An 18,398-nucleotide genomic window follows, 5' to 3' on the forward strand; every position below is an offset into this window, starting at 1 on the left:
GGGCCGTTTGTTACGCATTTGCCCCGTCCCGCCCGGCGGTCCGGTATTTGGACGGGGAAACACCAAATCGCTTTTTAAATACATAGCTGAAATAATTCGGCTCCGTATAGCCGACCTTTCCGGCGATCACATACGTCTTGTCGTCGGTGGTATTCAGCAGGTTCAGCGCCTGCTGCAAACGCACCTCCGTCAGGTAGGAGACAAAGCTCATTTCCGTTTCACGCTTGAACACCGTGGAAAAATACGCGGGGCTGACATGCAGATGGGCGCAGAGCATTTCCACGGAAATCTCGGGGTCCATGTAATGCTCTTCAATATAGAGCTTCGCATTGCGCGCCAACAGCTTGGTGGAATCCAGCCGCTCCCGCTTGATCTGCACGCTGATCTTACAGCAGCTCTCGATCATCCACTGCCGGATTTTAGAGGGCGAATGCGTGGCAAACGCGGTAAAATAGTTGAAATCCTTGCCAAAAATTTCGTCCGTATTCAACTCATAGGTGCGGATCACCTTCAGCAGGGAAGTCACCATTTCGACCAGGTACACCTGGTATTGGCTGAACGGTAAAATGGTCTCGATGCGGGAAAACAACTCGTTGATCACCTTGGTAATATCTTCTTCCCCGCCCAGCTTGATTGCATTCAAGATGGCGCGTTCGTCCTGCTCATCAAACTGGACCTGCACGGAGGCGTCCGGCTCCACGTCCTTGATGTAGACCGCGCGGCCCTCCCCCATGATGGAGCTGTAGTCCAGCGCGCTCTGCGCCTCCCGATAGGAACGGCGGATGCCGTTCAGGTCTGCGGTCAGGCCGCCGATGCCCGCGGCGATGTCCCCTTCCAGCACGCGGCTCGCGCTTTTGCACACCTCGTTCAGGCCGGTGATCAAACTGGTGACGCCGATTTCATCCGGGAAGTCCGCCAGAATCGCAACGTTGTCGGAATATAAAAAGCTGGTAAAATGGCAAAAGCGTCCCAGAATTTCTTCGACCGTGCGCGCAATCGAGATCGGGATCAGCTCTTCCGCGTCGTGCAGCGCCCGTGCGTCCGTACCCGGCAGGCCGGCTCCCGCATGAATCAATGCCACTGTCCAATACTGGGCGCGCAGATTCAACCGGTACATCCCGGCCTGGGCGCGCAGCTTTTGCTCCGGGACGCGTCCCTCCAAAAGCCCCACCAGGAACTGCTCGCGCAAAACCGGCAGGCTTTCCTCATAGTGGTGGCGCAGCGTCTCAATATCCCGCCGGTCGATCAGCTCCTGGTCGAGCTGCCGTTTCAACTTTTTCAGCGTCTCGGACAGCTCCTGCGCGTTGACCGGCTTGAGCATGTACTCCGCGACGTTCAGCTTGATGGCCTTCTGCGCATATTCAAAATCGTCAAAGCCGGAAAAAATGATCAGCTTGACAGACGGCATCTGCTCGGAAATTTTTTTGCACAGACCCAGCCCGTCCATGAACGGCATTTTGATGTCCGTCATCACGACGTCCGGATGCAGGTGCTCCGCCATTTCCAGCGCATCCAGCCCGTTTTCGGCGCTGCCCGCCACCTCAAACCCAAGTGTTTCCCAATCTATTTTACGGATGATCCCCTCGCGGATTTCCTCCTCGTCATCTACAACAATTACACGATATAAGCCCATATTTTAAGAATTCTCCTTCTGCCCACCCGATGAAAGCGGACGAATTCAGACGGTTCTTTTCACGATTTTACCTGAAAATCTGCTATATTGCAAGTCCTTTGCATTTTGTGTTTTTATTTATTGTACCATTCCAACAGAAAATGCGCAACTATCTTTGCCGCAGGCGGTTTCCCTGCCCGCCGGTTTTGTTCCATCTTTTTAGAGAATTCCTTTTCAGGCATGCAAAAAGGCCCGGTGTGAATGATCACACCGGGCCTTCCCGAACAAGCCGGCCGGATTTCGCGCCACAGCACGGAGCCGGCCTTTACACAGAGATTCTTTCCAGAATCGCGCGGGCTTGTAATTTTTATTTTCTTCTGTACTTGGACATATCAATCGCAACTGCGATGGCGATGATGACGCCCTTGATCACCTGCTGCCACATCGGGCTGATGCCGATGAACTGCAGGCCGTACTGGATGACGGTGAAGATCAGAACGCCGCTGATGATACCGCCAACGGTACCGATACCACCGTTCAGGGAGACGCCGCCGACCACGCAGGCCGCGATGGCGTCGAGCTCGTAACCATTACCATAGTTGTTCGTTGCACCAGCGGTTCTTGCCGCTTCCAGAACGCCGCCAACACCATACAGGAAGGAAGCGAGGATGAAGATGCCCATGATGGTCTTGAATACGTTGACGCCGGAAACAACAGCCGCTTCGCGGTTGCCGCCGATGGCGTAGACGTTCTTACCAAACACAGTTTTATTCAGAACAAACCAGATTGCAATCGTAAAGACAATCGCGATCGGGATCAGAATGGAGAACTGACCGCCAATCTTGGTTTGGCCAATTGCCGCGAAGTCCGGACGGACGCCGCCGATCGGCTGAGAGTTGTTCGGAGGCATGTCGAAATACAGAGAACATGCGCCGTAAATCATAACCTGTACCGCCAACGTCGCAATGAAGGGGTGCATGTCATATTTTGCTACCAGGAAGCCGTTCAGGGTACCGAAGAGCATGCAGGCGATGATCGCCGCAACGATCGGAATGCCAACCCACAGTTCCGGCAGATCCGGATAGAAACGGTTTGCATATGTAGCAGTCTGCAGCATAGAGGTGGAGATAACTGCCGCCAGGCCAACCATACGGCCAGCGGACAGGTCGGTACCGGCAATCAACAGGGTGAAGCAGATACCAAGAGCGATAATCATTCTGGTGGAGGACTGGGTCAAAATGTCCAACAGCACGCGGATCTGCATGAAACGCGGCTCAATGAAGCAGATGACAACAACCAGTACCAGCAACGCCAGCATAATCGCATTGTTTGTCAAAAAGCTTTTCGCAGTTTTCGCAGAGAAGGAAACTTCGGGATGGAGGCGCTCGCCTCTTGTAATCTGTACCACACCGTAGATCAGGGCGATCGCACCGATACCCAGAATAAACCACGGCATATCAAATGTTTTTGTTGCGTCAAGTATGAAATTAAACGCGACTCCGAGGATAGCCAGTAACGCACCGACGACTATAAAGATCAGCGCATACTTTTTGCGGGGAATCGTCTTTTCTCCTTGCATACCCATTTACCTCACTTTCTTTTTTTGCAGCGCCCAAACCGCACTGTACATCCGGCCCAGCCGCTTTAGGGAAATTCCCTGAAACCCGTGCCCTTCCGGCCGCGGATTTATTTCATAAACGCGGTTGCCAGGCGCATAACCTGGACGGAATCGGCCTCTTCACGGCTGAGGATGCCGGTCACGCGGCCTTCGCACATAACCATGACGCGGTCTGCCATGCCCAGCAGCTCCGGCATCTCAGAGGAGATCATGATGATCGATTTGCCCTCTTTGATCAGGTCATGCATGATGGTGTAGATTTCGTACTTCGCGCCGACGTCGATACCACGTGTCGGTTCGTCCAGAATCAGGATGTCCGGATGCGTCAGCAGCCAGCGGGCGATCAGCACCTTCTGCTGGTTACCGCCGGACAGGTTCTGCATCAGTTCTTCCATGCTCGGCGTCTTCGTGCGCATGCTCTCGTTGGATTCCTTTGCCGCCTTGTAGCGCTTGCCTTCCTGCAGCACGCCGTTTCTTGCAAAGTCCTTCTGCGCCGCGATGACCGTGTTGTCCTCGATCGACAGGATGCCGAACACGCCGCTTGCACGGCGCTCTTCCGTCAGCAGGGCCAGTCCATGCGCTTTTGCGTCGCGCACCGACTTGATGAGGAACGGCTTGCCGTCCTTCTCCACCTTGCCGGACACGATCTCACGCAGACCGAACAAAGCCTCGACCATCTCGGTACGCTGTGCGCCTACCAGACCGCCGATGCCCAGAATCTCTCCCTTGTGCAGGTCAAACGACACATGCTGGAACGATTTCGGCAGCGGCGAACAGATGTCGTCCACCTTCAAAACCACTTCTGTTCCCGGCGTGTACGTCTTCGGCGGGAAGCGGTTCGTCATGTCTCGTCCAACCATGCGGTTGATGATCAGGTCCGTCGTCAGTTCCTTTGCCGGCCACGTGCCCACGTACTGGCCGTCTCTCATGATCGTGACTTCGTCCGAAATCTTCAAAATCTCTTCCATCTTGTGCGAGATGTAGATGATTGCGCAGCCCTTCGACTGCAGCTGCCGTATAATTTTAAACAGGTGCTCCGTCTCGTTGTCCGTCAGGGACGACGTCGGCTCATCCATGATGATTATCTTCGAGTTATAGCTGACGGCCTTTGCAATCTCCACCAACTGCAGGTTGGATGCAGACAGCGTCCCCGCCAATACCTCCGGATCGATGTCCAGGTCTACTTCTTTAAACAGTTCCTTTGTCTGCTTGATCATCGCCTTCTTGTTCACCGCGATGCCTCGCATCGGGAACCGTCCCAGCCAGATGTTTTCCATGACCGGGCGGAATCGGATCGGGTGCAGTTCCTGGTGGATCATCGAGATACCCAGATCCAAAGCTTCCTTGGATGTGTTTATGGTGCGCTTCTTTCCATCAAAGATGATTTCTCCGCCATCTTCGTGGTATATGCCGAACAAACATTTCATCAAGGTCGATTTTCCCGCGCCGTTCTCTCCCATCAGAGCATGCACGCTGCCGGGCCGCACTTTCAAAGTGACTCCATCCAGCGCTTTTACACCGGGGAACACTTTTGTTATGTTGTTCATTTCCAGCACATATTCGCCCATACAATCAATCCTCCTTCTTGCTAAAATTAAGCGGGGAACGGAAAGCGCTTGCTTTCGCGTTCCCCGTAGAACAATTTCCTAAAGAAACTCTAAATGAAAGTGTGCTGCGTTACGCGGTGATTAACCCATGTAATCCTGGTAGTTGTCAGCGGTAACCTTAACATAGTCGATCCAGACATACTTGCCATCTGTGATCTCATAGCCGGTGTTCTCTTTGTTGATCTCTTTGCCCTGAGCAGCAGCAACAGCGATGTTAACAGTTGCTTTACCCTGGTTCTCAGCATCGTTCAGAACAGTACCCAGCAGGGAGCCGTCTTTCATTGCTTCCAGAGCCGGAGCAGTTGCGTCAACGCCAACAACCGGGATGTACTTGGAAGCGTCGCCGGTGTTGTAGCCTTCTGCCTTCAGAGCTTCGATTGCGCCGAGAGCCATGTCGTCGTTGTTGCACAGAACAGCTTCGATCTTATCCAGGCCCTGGGAAGAGATGAACGCCTTCATCAGGTCAGTTGCCTTAACCTTATCCCACATTGCGGTGTCAGCTGCGAGCTGCTCAACGCCGAAGCCAGCATCTTCGATCGCCTTCGGAGCATACTCGGAACGGAGGGTAGCATCCTGATGGCCCGGCTCGCCCTGGAGCAGGACATACTGGACTTTCTTGTCGCCGTTCTTATCTGCTTCCGGATGTGCGGTGAAGTAGTCAGCGATGATCTGGCCGGACATTGTGCCGGACTGCTCAGCGCGGCAGCCAACATACCATGCCTGATCGTAGAGGTTCATGTCGTCCTCGGACGGCTGACGGTTCAGCAGAACGATCGGCAGGCCAGCGTCCTTCGCCTTGGTGATGATCGGGCCGGCAGCGGTCAGGTCAACCGGGTTAACAGCCAGAGCGTTAACGCCCTTGGTGATGAAGGTATCAACCTGCTCGTTCTGAGTGGGCTGCTTGTTCTGGGAGTCCACGATGTCGATCTTTGCGCCCAGAGTCTCGGCCTGTGCGGTCATGTTGTTACGAACGCCGGTCATGAAGGTATCGTCGAACTTGTAGATGCAGGTACCGACGGTGACTTCGCCCTGCGGCTGTTCCGGAGTCTCACTGGGAGTCTCGCTATCAGTGCCCTGCGGCTGGGATTCCGGAGCGGAAGACGGAGCGGGATCATTGCCGCAACCTACTGCGACGGAAGCCATCATCATAGCGGCCAACATAAATGCTAATACCTTTTTCATACCTGAAAATCCTCCTACTTTCTTGTAAAAATCTTCTTCTGGTTTTGCAAATTCAACCCGGCCTGTGTATTTGCACAAATCCGGGCAGGATTGCTGTTTACTATTAGATAGTATAACTTCCACGTTTTAAAAAATCTATATAAAATTCTTCGGTCTTCCATGAAATATCTTCGGTCTTTTGCTCGATTCTTTCCAGCAAAAACCGATGTTCTTTGTGAATTATAGCGGTTGATTCGAAATAAGAATCAGTTTTCGCCCCACATAGGCGGTGAAATACAGGCTTTTTGACGGAAACCCACCAGATGCTGTGGTTGTACCCCTCTCCAGCCGTGCCGCGGCATATCCGCCTGTTCTCATGCATAAAATCGAACGATGCAAACAAGGGAGGGACATGGCAAATGGAAGCTTATGCACTGGCCAAAAGCGCGGTGGTTCCGCTTCTGGCGTCGCCGGAAGCGCACGCGGAGCGGGTGGACGAGGCGCTCTGCGGCATGTTTTTGCAGATTTTGGAGAAATCGGGCCGCTTCTACCGGGTGCGCACCTCTTACCGATATGAGGGCTGGGCCGCCGGAGAAGGGCTCTGCTTTGGTGAGGAACAGCTCGCACTGTGGCGCACCGCTCCCAAACGCGCCGTGTGCATGTCCTTTGCCGACGTACAGGCGGAACCCAAGGTACAGGCGGAACCGCTCTGCACCCTCACGCGCGGCGCCGCTGTCTCCCCTGCTGGCACAGCGGCGGACGGCTGGCAGAAAATCCGCCTGCCGGACGGAGCGGAGGGCTTTGTCCCCTGCCCGGCCATCGCACGGGTGCTTCCCGCGGACCGGCCGGAGGCGGCGTTCCGCCGCGGCGTGGTCCCGGCCATCGCACGGGTGCTTCCCGCGGACCGGCCGGAGGCGGCGTTCCGCCGCGGCGTGGTGCGCACTGCACTCTCCTATCTGGGAACCCCCTACCGCTGGGGCGGCAAATCGCCACTCGGCATCGACTGTTCCGGATTGTGCTTTATGGCCTACTATTTAAATGGGAGCGTCATCTTCCGCGACGCGCGTATAGAACCCGGCTTTCCCGTCCATGAAATTCCGTTCCGCAGCGCCAAGCCGGGCGACCTGCTCTATTTCCCGGGGCACATCGCCATGTTGATCGGAAACGGACGCTATGTGCACGCCACCGCGGGCAACGGCTGCCACGGCGTGGTCATCAACAGCCTGGATCCCCGCTCCCGGGAATACCGCGCCGACTTGCCCGCCAAGCTGACCGCTGTGGGCAGCATTTTCCCCTGTATCACAGCGCAAAATAAACGCCGCCTTTCCAAATAATATATAACAGCAAACCGCGCGGAGCAACTACTCCGCGCGGTTTCAGCTAACACATATTAAAAAGGAGGGACGTATTTTTAAACATCAAACGGAATACGGATAATCCGCATCGCACAGCGCCGGATAGGTAAAGCTTGACCCATTGGGAGACAGCACACCCGTCGCCTGATGGCTAACGGAAAAACGATTTGCCCCCTTCAGGAAATACGCGTACCGAACCGAACCGCCTATGGGATCGTCCCATGTGACGTCTACCGCGTACCAGCCGCCGTCGACCTGTACGCTGCACCACATATGCGCCGTTCCTCCGGCTGTCCCGCGCACCAGAACGCAGGGAATCCCCAACGCGTCCAAAACAGCCTTGTATGCACGGGAATAGCCTTCACAGACCGCCGTGCCCTTGACCAGCGCGCCATATGCGCCAAACACATTGACGCCCTGCTGGCTGCGCGTCGTATAGGCTGCGCGGGCGGCAAGCGCATCGTGCACCGCCTTGAGCTGCGCGGAAACATCGGTTTCCTTCCGTGCGGACGCGGCAATCCGGTCGATTTCGGCGTCCAGCTCTGTGATTGCAACGCCAACCCTGCCGGGAGAAAGCATCCCCTCAGCCAAATAATCACTGTCCCCGCTGCCCTTCCCCAGAACCGCCGTACAGTACCGGCCGCTCTGCGTTGCGCGCAGCGTCAGCTTGGAAAAGTCCACATAAAACACATCGGGATAATCATTCATAAACGCATCGCGCCCCGCCTGAAATGCCGCTGTCAGAGGACGGCTGCCATTCAAATGCGCGCGTACGTCGCTGACCGCCAGCTGATCGCCGCTGAACGTTCCGCGGATCAGGTCGATGCTCCCTGTGCCGCTGCGCAGGCTTCCGTTGCGTCGCATCTCTACCAGCGCATTGTAAAAAATCTTGGCTTGCTTGTCCAGCTGGTTTCCAAACCAGTTCTGCGCATCCACAACGGCCCCCTGTGTTACAGCCGCAGCCGGCTGTTCTGCCGCGGCCGTTGCCGGCTGCACCCCTGCGCCGGATGCGACAGCAATCAACAGCAACAATGCCACCAGTGCATTGATTTTCACTTTATCTTTTCTCTCCCCATCATTCCCAAGTATCGTTCCGCAGGCAGACGTCTTCTTCACAACGGCAGACCGCATGTGAGCGCCTTTCTGTATAAAAAAGGCCTTGCTCTCAGCAAGGCGCGTCAATCAAACAGGAGGTCTGAAAAAGACATCCCCAACTGCTCCCCTGACGGGAAGGCAACCGGCTGCCATACTGCCTTCGGCAGGTTAGGCCCTTTGACTTTGCGTCCCTGCATTTCTCCAGGTTTGCCAATATGAAATTGTATAAAAGCATCTGTCCATACGTCATGTTAAGTGTATGCTTTTCCTATGAAAAAAGCAAGCGTTTTCTAAAAATTCTGTGAGATTTTTAACAGCCGCCTTTATATTTCTCCGCAAAGAAAAAGTCCTCTCCACACGGCGTTTTGTTTCATTCCGCACAGAAAATGAACTTCTTTCCATTTGGGAGCTTTTGATTAAACATAAGAAAAGCGCCCGCAGTCGGTCAAAGCCTCCGCTTGGGGAACGGACAGGCCACAGAACCGGGCGGGCGCTCTCTTTCCGAATCAATCGGATGCAACCGGCCGCCGTTTTGTACCGGACCGCCGGATGCCGCATGCCGGGGCATGCTTGAGGATGTGTATGTGGGTAATTGGGGATATTTTCATTATATAGAGTGCGAAAGCGGAATGCAACGTCGATATGGAAGAACAAAACCCAGTTTCATCCAGTCCGTTTCGTCACATTCTCCAAATTCGCTGTTGCCTAATCAAAAGGAATCGGGCGAAGCGCAACAATCGCACGCTTTGCCCGATAAAATACGCTATATTTTGATGTCTCTCGTTTGGATTATTCGTCCGCGGAATAGATCAGATTGCCTTCCGGACGGACCTTCGCGCTGTCCGAATACAGCAGGTCCAGCGTCTCCTGGGTTGCAATACCGGTCGCTTTGAGCCCATTGACATACTGGAAATCCATTACGGACTGCTGCGTTCCCTCGCCATACAGGCCGGTGGGCTGCACAAACAGGTAGCCCAGCTCCGCGAGGCGGTTCTGCATCTTTTTGACCTCTTCGCTCTCGTCGCCCGGGTTCAGCGCGCCTGTCGTACTCTGCGGCGGGGTAGAACTGACGTCGCCCACCCCCATGTTCGGATCACCGCCCATCGGCGCGCTGCTTGTCCCGTCGCCCGGCTCCAGGCTGGTTGTCCCCTGTGCGAGTGCCGGATACACCGTGCCCGCCATAAAGCTGACGGCGGTCACCATACCGTTGCCCTGCCAGCGCATCAGGGAAGGATCCATCTCATAGACGCGGCCCTCCTGCACGGCGGTCAGCGCTTTGTATTTTTCCGTCTGTGCCAGGGTATCCTTTAACCCCGTCGGACAAAAGATATACTGCGGCTGCACCATCAGCAGGGTGTCCACGCTCATCTGGTTGCCAGCTCCATCGGACGCGGCGTTCACAAGGCCCGCATATTCAATCAGCTTGCCCGCCAGCGTGTCTCCGGTCACCACGCCGCCCGCGGCATCCAGCAGATAACAAACGGAAACCGGCGTATCGGTCTGCGGGATCTGGCGGTTGATGTCATCCATCATGGAGAAAATGCCCTCCGCGATCCGTTCGCCGCGTTCATAGCCCTTATTGCCGCCCTTGATGGCCGCGCCCACCTGCGTATACAGACGGGTAAAGTCCTCGCGTCCGGTGGCCGGGGCAATCGCCAGCACGTCGACGCCTGCATCGTTCAGGGCTTTCTTCTGCTCCTCTGTCGGCGCCGTTTCCGTCAGCACCAGGTCCGCGCCCGCGTCACGGAGCGCCTGGGCGTCGTTCAGCGTGAAATCCGGCAGGACGGAAAGATCGGTCTGGGTGCACTCCGCGCTCTTGGCGCGCAGCTGCATCTCATAGCCGATGGCGAGGATGACCTCCGCGAGGTTCGGTGAAAGCACCGCCACACCCTCCGGTTCATCCTTAATCGTCACTTCGTTGATGGTCACGGGGTAATCCTGCGCCGCCGCGCCGGAAGTGATATCCCCCTGCGGCCCGCAGCCCGCAAACGCGCCCAGAATCAGCAGGACGCTCAACAGCGCCGCAAGCGTTCTTTTCAGTATCATTTGGGTACTCCTTCCATTAAGCAAGCGGCTGGCCGCGCCGGATGCGTGCCTCCGCGTCGTCCACGTATTGTTTTGCACAGCGCGGGGAGCGTCCGCCACGGGCGATTGCCCAGCGCTCCGCGCCCGCCTGAATCTCCGGCAGGTATTCGTCCAGTTCCCGCTGCCGCGCCAGAAGCGCCACAATTTCCAGAAAGCGCGCCTTGTCCGGCAGGCAGAAATTGATTGACAGCCCAAAGCGGTCCGCCAGCGACATACTCTCCTGAATGGTATCGCCGAGATGAATCTCGTCGCCCTCGCGGTCGGAAAAGCTCTCGCGCAGCAAATGGCGGCGGTTGGAGGTCGCATAGATCAGCGCGTTCTCCGGCCGGGCCGCAAGCCCGCCCTCCAGCACCGCCTTCAACGCGGCGTAGGTGTCGTCCTGCCGGGAGAACGAGAGGTCGTCGATAAAGATGATGAATTTCAACGGGATGGCGGCGATCTGGTCCACCAGCGCCGGAAAATCCATCAGGTTTTCCTTGGGAATTTCAATCACGCGCAGTCCCTGCGGGTGAAACTCATTCAGCATCGCCTTGACCGTAGAGGATTTGCCCGTGCCGCGGTCGCCGTAAAGCAGGCAATTGTTGGCGGGCAGTCCCTGTAAGAAAGCCAGGGTGTTGTCGATGGCCAGCTTGCGCTGCAAATCGTAGCCCTTGAGGTCCGCCAGCCGCTGCCCGTCCGGGTAGGCGACCGGCTGAATTTTGTGGTCGCGCCAGATGAACGCGCGGTACCGGGCATACATGCCGCAGCCGTTGGCGCGGTAATATGCCGCCATCTTCGGCAGACACTGCTCCAACTCGCCTGAAAGCACCGCGGCCGGTTCCCCGGTCTTCCATTCCGGCAGCTCCAAATCCGCGATCTCCTGTGCAAACGCAGAGCCTTCGCGCAGGTCCCGCGGCGTGAGCGAAGCCACCCGGCGGATGACGGAGAGGTCCCGCCGGACCGCATGGCGCACCCCCTCCGGCAGCACTGCGGTTCCGGCCGCCGCCGCGAGGGAGAACGCGTTTTCGTCAAACAGCGCGGTGCCAGTGAGGCAGCCGGCGAGGTTTTCGCTGAAGCCGCGCGCCGACAGCGCATCGAAGAACGCGCCCCAGGCATTGAGGAACGCTTCCAGCGAAGCGCCGTTCGCCGCCCATAACAGGTGGTAAAAAGCTTTGGGAACCGTTCGGTTCAAAATTCCTTTATAGATAGAGAGGGAGGCCAGTTCCATGGCCGCTTCTTTGACAGGATTCAAGAAAAAGACTCCTTTACCGATACAAACTCATATGGATACATGATACCCTGCGTGCGTTTTTATGTCAAGTTATACGGGGCTCCAGACTTGCGAATTTACAAATTGTTTGCTAGTATTATGTAAGAGTCCACCCGTAACGTTACAGAAAGGTAGATGGTTATGATGAAGCACAGCGCCTATCGCCTTGCGGCATGGATCGTTGCCGCCTGTATGATATTCCTGTTCACCGCTTGCGACCAGTCCGCCGATCCGGAGGTCATCCTGCGGGAATCTCTGGCAAAGTCGGAACAGATCGCCAACTGTGAAGCCTCTTACCGCTATTCCCTCATCTATGCCAGTGAAGAAAAGGAGACGCAGGTTTCCTCATCCATCGACTCCACCTATTTCTCCAGCCCCTTCCGCCTGAGAGAAGAACGGACAACGAACGGAACCGACTCCACCACCTATCTCAACGCGGAGGACCAGGACGTCTGGTATTACGCGAAGATGGAGGACGGCTGGAAAAAAGTAAACGTCGAAAATCAGGACCGTTCCCCCACAAAGCTGCTGCCTTCCCTCAGCCTGCTGAAAAGCGCGGAACAGCCAAAGCTGGTCCGCGAAGAAGAATGGGACGGAACGCCCGCCTATAAGCTGGAGCTTTCCTTCCCGGCGGAAACGCTGCACAACACCATTGCGGAGATTGTCGCGACCAGCGGCATGGGCAATGGTTCCCAAACCCTTGTTCCGGCCCTTCTGGAAAGCGTTCCCCCTTTGTTCGGTTATTGCTACATCGCCAAGGACAGCGGGTTGCCTTTGGCCCTGGAATTGGACACCACCGATGCGTTGAATACCGTTTTCAGCAACATTGACGGCGACAGCGTTCAAATTACCGTTTCTGAAAGCGTCATTTCCGGAACCATCCGCAACCCGGACCGCACGGACCCGTTCGATCTTCCGCCCGAGACCGCCGCCGCTGAAATAATGGAGGCTGCCGGATAAGACCCGCAGGCCAAAGACAAGGCAGAACTGATCGAAACAGTCTTCCGCGCATACTTTTTTAAAGTGGCGCGGAAGGCTATATAAAGGATAGACAGTCTCTCGTACTTTGGAGCGCGGGTTCAGCGCAGGCTTGATCAACGCAGTTATCTTGGACGGTTCTTCCACATTTTCTCAATTCTTCTGTTTTTGTAAGCCGGTTTCGTCAAATGGCTTGACTTTTCCGCGTTGTCTCTTTAAAATAGAGAGCGTATCTGAAATACGGAAGCGTATCGAAGTGGTCATAACGGGCCTGACTCGAAATCAGGTAGCCCTCACGGGCTCGTGGGTTCGAATCCCACCGCTTCCGCCATAACATTAGGTCAAAATAGATGCAGGGCCGAAAAACCCAGTGTTTATGCGGCCTGACGAGGGTTTTGAATGAAAAATTCAGAACCCTCGTTTTTCATAGATGCACCCTGCTTTTTAAGGAAAAGCAGGGTGTTTCTCTTTTTAGGCCGGAATCAGTCCGGCAGACAACATCATAAAGCCAATACCCTATGGGGCAATTTTAAGCGGCTGTGTTCTTCGTAATTGAAAAACACAGCCGCTTTTTTTGTTGCCCAAAAACGAAAAGAAAGGATAGATGCACGATGAAAAAAGAACTGACTACCCTCCGTTTATGGAATCCCCTCTTCCCTCATATCTACCCTCGAAATGAATGGGGAGATTTGGAGAACAATCCGGTGGATTTAAGCGCTGGGGAAATTTTAGAATATGAGGATAAAATCCTCGATCTCATTGAAAGGGAAAGGCTGTCCGATGAGGGTGAGCGTGGCCTCGCCGTTTACCTCGATGACGATCTCAGCCGAAAGGTGTACAGCATTAACCCGACTGTTGAGGAATGAAACGGTGAGCTGTGGGGCGTGACCGAAGTGCAAGCCCACGGTGCGCTCTCTTCCTCTGAGCTTGCGGAGCTGACAGAATGGCTCTCTGGACAATTTAGCGATGGCTGGGGCGAGGGGCTGGAGCAAAGGGAAATCAAAGTGGATGACGGCGAGCTGTGTGTCAGCTTTTGGGATAGCAGCGACCGTTTCTTCATTAAGCCGAAGGATAAACTGAAAGGTAGTCAGTCCTCCGGCTTTGGCATGACGATGGGGGGTAGATAGTATGGCGGTGCTTCATGCAGCAAGAGAGCAATATGAGCTTTGCGAGCTTGATGGAAAGCCTGTGGCCTTCACCAATATGCGCCTCGACAGGCAGACTATCCCTGATGGGCTGTACTGTTACGATATCCGTGACTCGGATAATCTGGATGGCAGCTGTGCGGAGGTCAAAGCCCATGTCATGGTAAACCATTGGGGAACGATCCTTTGCAAATCCCCTTTTCCGCTGAATGAGTACGGCTCATATTACCCTGAAAATTCCATGAACTATTTAGGCACCACAGTTTCACTTCAGGATTGGATGAATATGAGTGAAGTCGATTTTAAGGAACAACAGGCAACAGAAAACACGATGACGATGGGAGGAATGGGCTGATGCCAAACCATGTAACCAATATTTTAAGGGCATTCGGCGATCCGAACAAAGTTAGCGCTATGTTTGAGTCGATGTCACTGAAAATGTAGTGGTCACCGGCTCTCTTTTCTTTTCCGAGGGAGGTGATGGAATATCAATAGCTTTATCAGCTGGGTGGGCGGCAAGAAAGCCCTCCGCAATATCATATACCGGCTCTTCCCCAAGGATTTCGGCAGATACATCGAAGTCTTTGGCGGCGGTGGCTGGGTGCTGTTCGGCAGACAGCCGGACTTTAAGGGCATGGAGGTCTACAACGATTTTAACGGCAACCTAACCAACCTGTTCTACTGCGTAAAGAGCAGAACGCTGGCCTTCCTCAAGCAGCTGGGCTTCCTGCCCCTCAACTCCCGGCATGAATTTGGCGTACTGCGCCGGTTCTTTGAAAAGGATGAATTCGATAGGGAATATCTGAGCGAGGAACTGGAGCTGGCACAGCAGAACCTCCCCCCGCCTGAATTTGAGGAACTGAGGGCAATCCTGCTGGAACAAGCAGAACCCAGCGATGTATGGAGGGCGGCGGCCTTTTTCAAGCTCATCCGTTACAGCTACGGCAGCGGATGCACCTCCTACGGCTGCCAGCCCTTCGATATCCGCAAGGTGTTCGCCGTTATCTGGGAGGCATCGAGGCGGCTCGCTGATACGGTGGTGGAAAATAAAGACTTCGAGGCATTAATCCGGCAGTACGACCGGGACAATGCCTTTTTTTATTGCGATCCGCCCTATTATATGACCGAGGGTCACTATGCGGTGGAATTCCGGAAAACTGACCACCAGCGGCTCCGGGATGCGTTGGCAGACTGCATGGGAAAATGGATGGTCAGCTACAACGACTGTGAATTTATCCGGGAGCTGTATCAGGACTACACCATCACACCGGTCACCCGCCTGAACAATCTGGCACAGCGGTATGAGGGCGGCTGCGAGTACCCGGAGGTCATCATCACCAACTATAATCCCAAGGAGCGAGAGAACGCCTCGTTCCAGATGAATCTATTCGACTGCGGATATGGTTTAGACGAGGACGAACCGCAATATGGGCTTGGCACAAACACTTAAATCAGAGAAAGCAAGGAGGAAGTGACTATGAGACTGATTGAAACCAAGGGCAGGATTGCAGAGGATGGTAGCATCATCCTGCCGCCCGGTGTGTTGGAAACCATGTGCATCACCACCGGTGACCCGGTGCATCTGGCATACCTATCCCATCACCCGGTGAAACAGATGAACAGCTACGGCGAGTTTTTTCTCACCAAGGAGGGCATCGACCATGTAAGCGAACCGGTGGAAGCGCCGGAGGTTGCCGAGCTGTCGGTGCCTCATGCACTTTTGGAAGCAGCAGGGATTGGGCTGGACGATGATCTGGATATCCGCTGTGAAAACGGCGCAATCATCATCGGCAGCGCTGATCCGGTGGTGCAGCTGCCACCCCAGCTTCTAAAGCTGTTCGACAGCCTCGGCATCAGCCATGATGCCATCCGCTGTGTACTGGAGGGAGGTGCGGAGAATGAAGCATAAGCCTATCTACAAACTGGTGGACGGCAAAGGCCGGGTATTGATTCCCAAGGATCTGCGCACCGCCAGCGGCATGGATTACGGCGACATTGTGCGCCTTGGCCTGTCAAACGGCACAGTCAGTGTGCAGAAGATCAATATCATCGAGGTGGGCGACCAATCCCCGGAGGCGGTGGAGGCCTATGTCCGTGCGGCGTTCAAGACCATGCCGGACGATATAAGGCTCTCCCTCATTTCAGACCTGACCGCACTCATGCAGCAGAAAAAGGAGGGATAGCCCTATGGAACCCAAACTGCTCTACACCGCCGCCGACTGCATCGAAACCGGCTATGACTGCTCCCTGCAAGGCAAGGTCATCGTTCTCAGCAGACAAGCCCTGCGGTCGGATTACCGGAATCAGCTCTTTTTCTGCTCCGGAGGCAACGGCGCAAACCCCAACCCTATCGGGCGCTCGGTGTTCCTGACCTCTCTGTCTGACGGGGAGAACTACCGATTCTTCCGCAGTGACGTCCTCGGCGTACTAAAGCCGGAGTTGCTGCCGGAGAGCGCCAAGCTGCACCTGTCCCAAATCAGACCGGCAGATGCGCTGCCTCTTGAGAGGAACGAGCCGAAATACAGCGGCTACAGCTTTCTGCCCGATGGCCGCTACGCTGCCGGTGTGTGGCTTTGCAGCGAGCAGGAGGTGATGGACTACATCGAAATGCAAAAGCCCTACCAACATCGCATCATGATCTGCGACCGCAATGACTTTTGTGTGCTGGAGCTGCGGGAGGGTCAACTTTTGTATCCCGGCGAGGAAGCGATGGAGGCCTTCCGGCAGGAAGCGCAGGCCGTAGCCCCCTATCCGCTTTCTCGCCACAGCGATTTAGATGAGGGAAACGGAGGCATGACCATGACATAAGGAGGCACGCCCATGCGAAATATCCGAATGGAAAAAGAGATTATTCTGTACTACGGCAACCCTGCCGGTTATGCCAGCGGCGGCAAGGCGGTGGTTGATCTCCTGTTTGAGTCGGAGGAACTGAAAGCCTTTCTCAGCCGCCAAAAGGATATCGGTGAGGTGAAATGGACGGACGGTGTCTACGACCGGCTCGTCAACGGACAGAGAGATACCCAAGAACTCACCCTGCTGAAAAACTGCCGGGTGTGGCAGTTAAAGCCCGAATCGGATATCCGGATGCGCTTCATCAGCCTTGCGGATTTCTGCAAGACCTTTGGAGAGCCGCAGATATCCGACTACCAAACCGTCTATGACAGCGAGGTGGAAACCAATGATCTGGAGGCGCTGTATACCAAATTCAACACAGCCCACCCTCCCGGCTATGCAGGACATTCCCTGTCCATGTCCGATGTGCTGGAGCTGTACGATGAGAACGGCAGCAGCTTCCACTACTGCGACCGCTTCGGATTTGAGGAAATCAGCTTTGCGCCACCGGCGCAGACACAGACCATGCAGTTCTGACGGGGCTGTTTTTTTATTGCCAGAATGCGAAAGGAGAAAATCATGCCCGATGTAGATGTAAAAATCAATTCCATGTACCCGCCCGGTGCCAGCGGCGGCATCCGTGCCTACGCTTCGGCAACGGTGGACGGTTGCCTCGGTATCCGGGGCATCAAGGTGGTGGAGGGCGGTCGGGATGGCCTGTTCGTCTCTATGCCCAGCCGCAAGACCGAGAACGGCTACAAGGAAATCTGCTTCCCTGTCACCAAGGAGTTTCGGGAGCAGCTCCATAAGGCTGTGCTGGACAGCTACCAGCAGGCCGTAGCCATGAATCAGGCTCCGGTGCAGCCGCAGGAAAACGCACCGGAGCAAGCCCCTGCGCCCATGCAGATGGGCGGTATGTAAGCAAAAATATCCTATAAAATTTTGGAGGTAAAACACCATGAAAAAGATGATGAACAAGGTAACCCACAAGGCAAATATGCTGGCAATGAAGGCAAGAATGGCGCTGGCCAACCCCCGCGGGGAAGGTTTTGTGGACACAGCAATCAAGATTTTGATGGCAGTGGTCATCGGCGCTTTGGTGCTGGCAGGGCTGTATCTGCTCTTCGATAAAACCGTGCTGCCCACCCTGACCCAGCGCATTAAAGATATGTTCAATTATGCCGGATAATCTGGCCGCTGTGCAGGCGGTCTTTTTTGCCCTATTGCTGTGTGCGGCATCCGTATTTGATCTTAGGAGGCGCATCATTCCCGACACGCTGAACCTCGCCATCGCCGCAAGCGCCCTGCTGTGTTTTTCACCGGTGCGGCTCTGGGGCTTGTTCATCGCCCTGCCGTTTCTGCTGGCAGCTGTGCTATGGGGCGGCATAGGCGGCGGCGACATCAAGCTGATGGCAGCCTGCGGTCTGGTGCTGGGATTACTCAAAGGACTGCTTGCGGCAACGGCGGGACTCAGCCTGCTGCTGTTCTATGCAGGGATATACCGGATTGTTTGCAAGGTGCGAGGATGGGAGGCGGTGAAAGCCTTCCCTCTTGCGCCCTTTTTATCGGCGGGCTGCCTGCTCGCCTATTTGATAACCATGAAAGGATGGGTTATATGAGTAAACCAAGCAGGAGAAGTATTCTGAAGCTGTTGTGCGTTG

General features: G+C 55.2%; 20 protein-coding genes, 1 tRNA gene and 1 riboswitch. Of the genes, 14 read left to right on the forward strand and 7 right to left on the reverse strand.

Features of this window, described 5'->3' with window-relative positions; all coding sequences use genetic code 11:
• Nucleotides 1-10: 10 nt before the first annotated feature.
• The 4 genes from BN2106_RS01230 to BN2106_RS01245 form a co-directional block, all read right to left on the reverse strand.
• Nucleotides 11-1,633, reverse strand: a complete 1,623-nt coding sequence (locus BN2106_RS01230; RefSeq protein WP_050696755.1) for a response regulator — start codon at nt 1,631-1,633, stop codon at nt 11-13.
• A gap of 346 nt (nt 1,634-1,979) precedes the next feature.
• Nucleotides 1,980-3,191: a galactose/methyl galactoside ABC transporter permease MglC gene (gene mglC, locus BN2106_RS01235; protein ID WP_050696997.1), complete on the reverse strand. Its 1,212-nt coding sequence runs from the start codon at nt 3,189-3,191 to the stop codon at nt 1,980-1,982.
• Nucleotides 3,192-3,298: 107 nt separating this feature from the next.
• Nucleotides 3,299-4,798 carry a sugar ABC transporter ATP-binding protein gene (locus BN2106_RS01240; RefSeq protein WP_050696756.1) on the reverse strand — a complete coding sequence of 500 codons (1,500 nt, stop codon included), beginning with the start codon at nt 4,796-4,798 and terminating at the stop codon, nt 3,299-3,301.
• 120 nt (nt 4,799-4,918) lie between these two features.
• Entirely contained in the window at nt 4,919-6,019 is a 1,101-nt protein-coding gene (locus tag BN2106_RS01245; RefSeq protein ID WP_050696757.1) for a galactose ABC transporter substrate-binding protein, read from the reverse strand.
• 398 nt (nt 6,020-6,417) lie between these two features.
• On the opposite strand from BN2106_RS01245, the gene BN2106_RS01250 reads away from it, so the two are divergent.
• Nucleotides 6,418-7,332 carry a C40 family peptidase gene (locus BN2106_RS01250; protein ID WP_050696758.1) on the forward strand — a complete coding sequence of 305 codons (915 nt, stop codon included), beginning with the start codon at nt 6,418-6,420 and terminating at the stop codon, nt 7,330-7,332.
• An 84-nt stretch (nt 7,333-7,416) separates the two neighbouring features.
• On the opposite strand, the gene BN2106_RS01255 is transcribed toward BN2106_RS01250, so the two are convergent.
• The 3 genes from BN2106_RS01255 to BN2106_RS01265 all read right to left on the reverse strand — a co-directional run bounded on the left by BN2106_RS01255 (nt 7,417) and on the right by BN2106_RS01265 (nt 11,764).
• Entirely contained in the window at nt 7,417-8,409 is a 993-nt protein-coding gene (locus BN2106_RS01255) for a transglutaminase domain-containing protein (protein WP_195891746.1), read from the reverse strand.
• 173 nt (nt 8,410-8,582) lie between these two features.
• A riboswitch (cyclic di-GMP riboswitch) is annotated at nt 8,583-8,670 on the reverse strand.
• A 567-nt stretch (nt 8,671-9,237) separates the two neighbouring features.
• Nucleotides 9,238-10,494 carry a peptidoglycan-binding protein gene (locus BN2106_RS01260; RefSeq protein WP_050696760.1) on the reverse strand — a complete coding sequence of 419 codons (1,257 nt, stop codon included), beginning with the start codon at nt 10,492-10,494 and terminating at the stop codon, nt 9,238-9,240.
• 16 nt (nt 10,495-10,510) lie between these two features.
• Nucleotides 10,511-11,764: an ATP-binding protein gene (locus BN2106_RS01265; RefSeq protein ID WP_242846223.1), complete on the reverse strand. Its 1,254-nt coding sequence runs from the start codon at nt 11,762-11,764 to the stop codon at nt 10,511-10,513.
• 159 nt (nt 11,765-11,923) lie between these two features.
• On the opposite strand from BN2106_RS01265, the gene BN2106_RS01270 reads away from it, so the two are divergent.
• The 13 genes from BN2106_RS01270 to BN2106_RS01325 all read left to right on the forward strand — a co-directional run bounded on the left by BN2106_RS01270 (nt 11,924) and on the right by BN2106_RS01325 (nt 18,356).
• The gene (locus tag BN2106_RS01270) at nt 11,924-12,742 is read left to right on the forward strand and encodes a hypothetical protein (RefSeq protein ID WP_050696761.1); all 819 of its coding nucleotides are present in this window, start codon (nt 11,924-11,926) and stop codon (nt 12,740-12,742) included.
• Nucleotides 12,743-13,002: 260 nt separating this feature from the next.
• Nucleotides 13,003-13,091, forward strand: a tRNA-Ser gene (locus tag BN2106_RS01275).
• 280 nt (nt 13,092-13,371) lie between these two features.
• Nucleotides 13,372-13,626, forward strand: a complete 255-nt coding sequence (locus BN2106_RS16645; protein ID WP_242846224.1) for a hypothetical protein — start codon at nt 13,372-13,374, stop codon at nt 13,624-13,626.
• Between the two features lie 18 nt (nt 13,627-13,644).
• Nucleotides 13,645-13,887 carry a hypothetical protein gene (locus tag BN2106_RS16650; RefSeq protein ID WP_242846225.1) on the forward strand — a complete coding sequence of 81 codons (243 nt, stop codon included), beginning with the start codon at nt 13,645-13,647 and terminating at the stop codon, nt 13,885-13,887.
• A 1-nt stretch (nt 13,888) separates the two neighbouring features.
• Nucleotides 13,889-14,260: an LPD28 domain-containing protein gene (locus BN2106_RS01285; protein WP_050696762.1), complete on the forward strand. Its 372-nt coding sequence runs from the start codon at nt 13,889-13,891 to the stop codon at nt 14,258-14,260.
• Between the two features lie 132 nt (nt 14,261-14,392).
• A complete protein-coding gene (locus BN2106_RS01290) occupies nt 14,393-15,355 on the forward strand; it encodes a DNA adenine methylase (RefSeq protein ID WP_050696763.1) in 963 nt (320 codons plus the stop codon).
• Between the two features lie 27 nt (nt 15,356-15,382).
• Nucleotides 15,383-15,814 carry a hypothetical protein gene (locus BN2106_RS01295; RefSeq protein ID WP_050696764.1) on the forward strand — a complete coding sequence of 144 codons (432 nt, stop codon included), beginning with the start codon at nt 15,383-15,385 and terminating at the stop codon, nt 15,812-15,814.
• Nucleotides 15,804-16,088: a division/cell wall cluster transcriptional repressor MraZ gene (locus BN2106_RS01300; RefSeq protein WP_050696765.1), complete on the forward strand. Its 285-nt coding sequence runs from the start codon at nt 15,804-15,806 to the stop codon at nt 16,086-16,088. Before BN2106_RS01295 ends, BN2106_RS01300 begins: the two co-directional genes overlap by 11 nt.
• 4 nt (nt 16,089-16,092) lie before the next feature.
• Complete coding sequence (locus BN2106_RS01305) at nt 16,093-16,713, forward strand: hypothetical protein (RefSeq protein ID WP_050696766.1); 621 nt, start codon at nt 16,093-16,095, stop codon at nt 16,711-16,713.
• Nucleotides 16,714-16,725: 12 nt separating this feature from the next.
• The gene (locus BN2106_RS01310) at nt 16,726-17,274 is read left to right on the forward strand and encodes a YodL domain-containing protein (protein ID WP_050696767.1); all 549 of its coding nucleotides are present in this window, start codon (nt 16,726-16,728) and stop codon (nt 17,272-17,274) included.
• 42 nt (nt 17,275-17,316) lie between these two features.
• The gene (locus BN2106_RS01315; RefSeq protein ID WP_050696768.1) at nt 17,317-17,658 is read left to right on the forward strand and encodes a SpoVG family protein; all 342 of its coding nucleotides are present in this window, start codon (nt 17,317-17,319) and stop codon (nt 17,656-17,658) included.
• 37 nt (nt 17,659-17,695) lie between these two features.
• Nucleotides 17,696-17,926 carry a DUF6133 family protein gene (locus BN2106_RS01320; protein ID WP_050696769.1) on the forward strand — a complete coding sequence of 77 codons (231 nt, stop codon included), beginning with the start codon at nt 17,696-17,698 and terminating at the stop codon, nt 17,924-17,926.
• The gene (locus tag BN2106_RS01325; RefSeq protein ID WP_050696770.1) at nt 17,916-18,356 is read left to right on the forward strand and encodes a prepilin peptidase; all 441 of its coding nucleotides are present in this window, start codon (nt 17,916-17,918) and stop codon (nt 18,354-18,356) included. The genes BN2106_RS01320 and BN2106_RS01325 overlap by 11 nt, the downstream gene beginning before the upstream one ends.
• Nucleotides 18,357-18,398: the final 42 nt, after the last annotated feature.

It is taken from the genome of Anaeromassilibacillus senegalensis, assembly GCF_001261775.1.
In the GTDB taxonomy this organism is placed as follows: Bacteria; Bacillota; Clostridia; order Oscillospirales; family Acutalibacteraceae; genus Anaeromassilibacillus; species Anaeromassilibacillus senegalensis.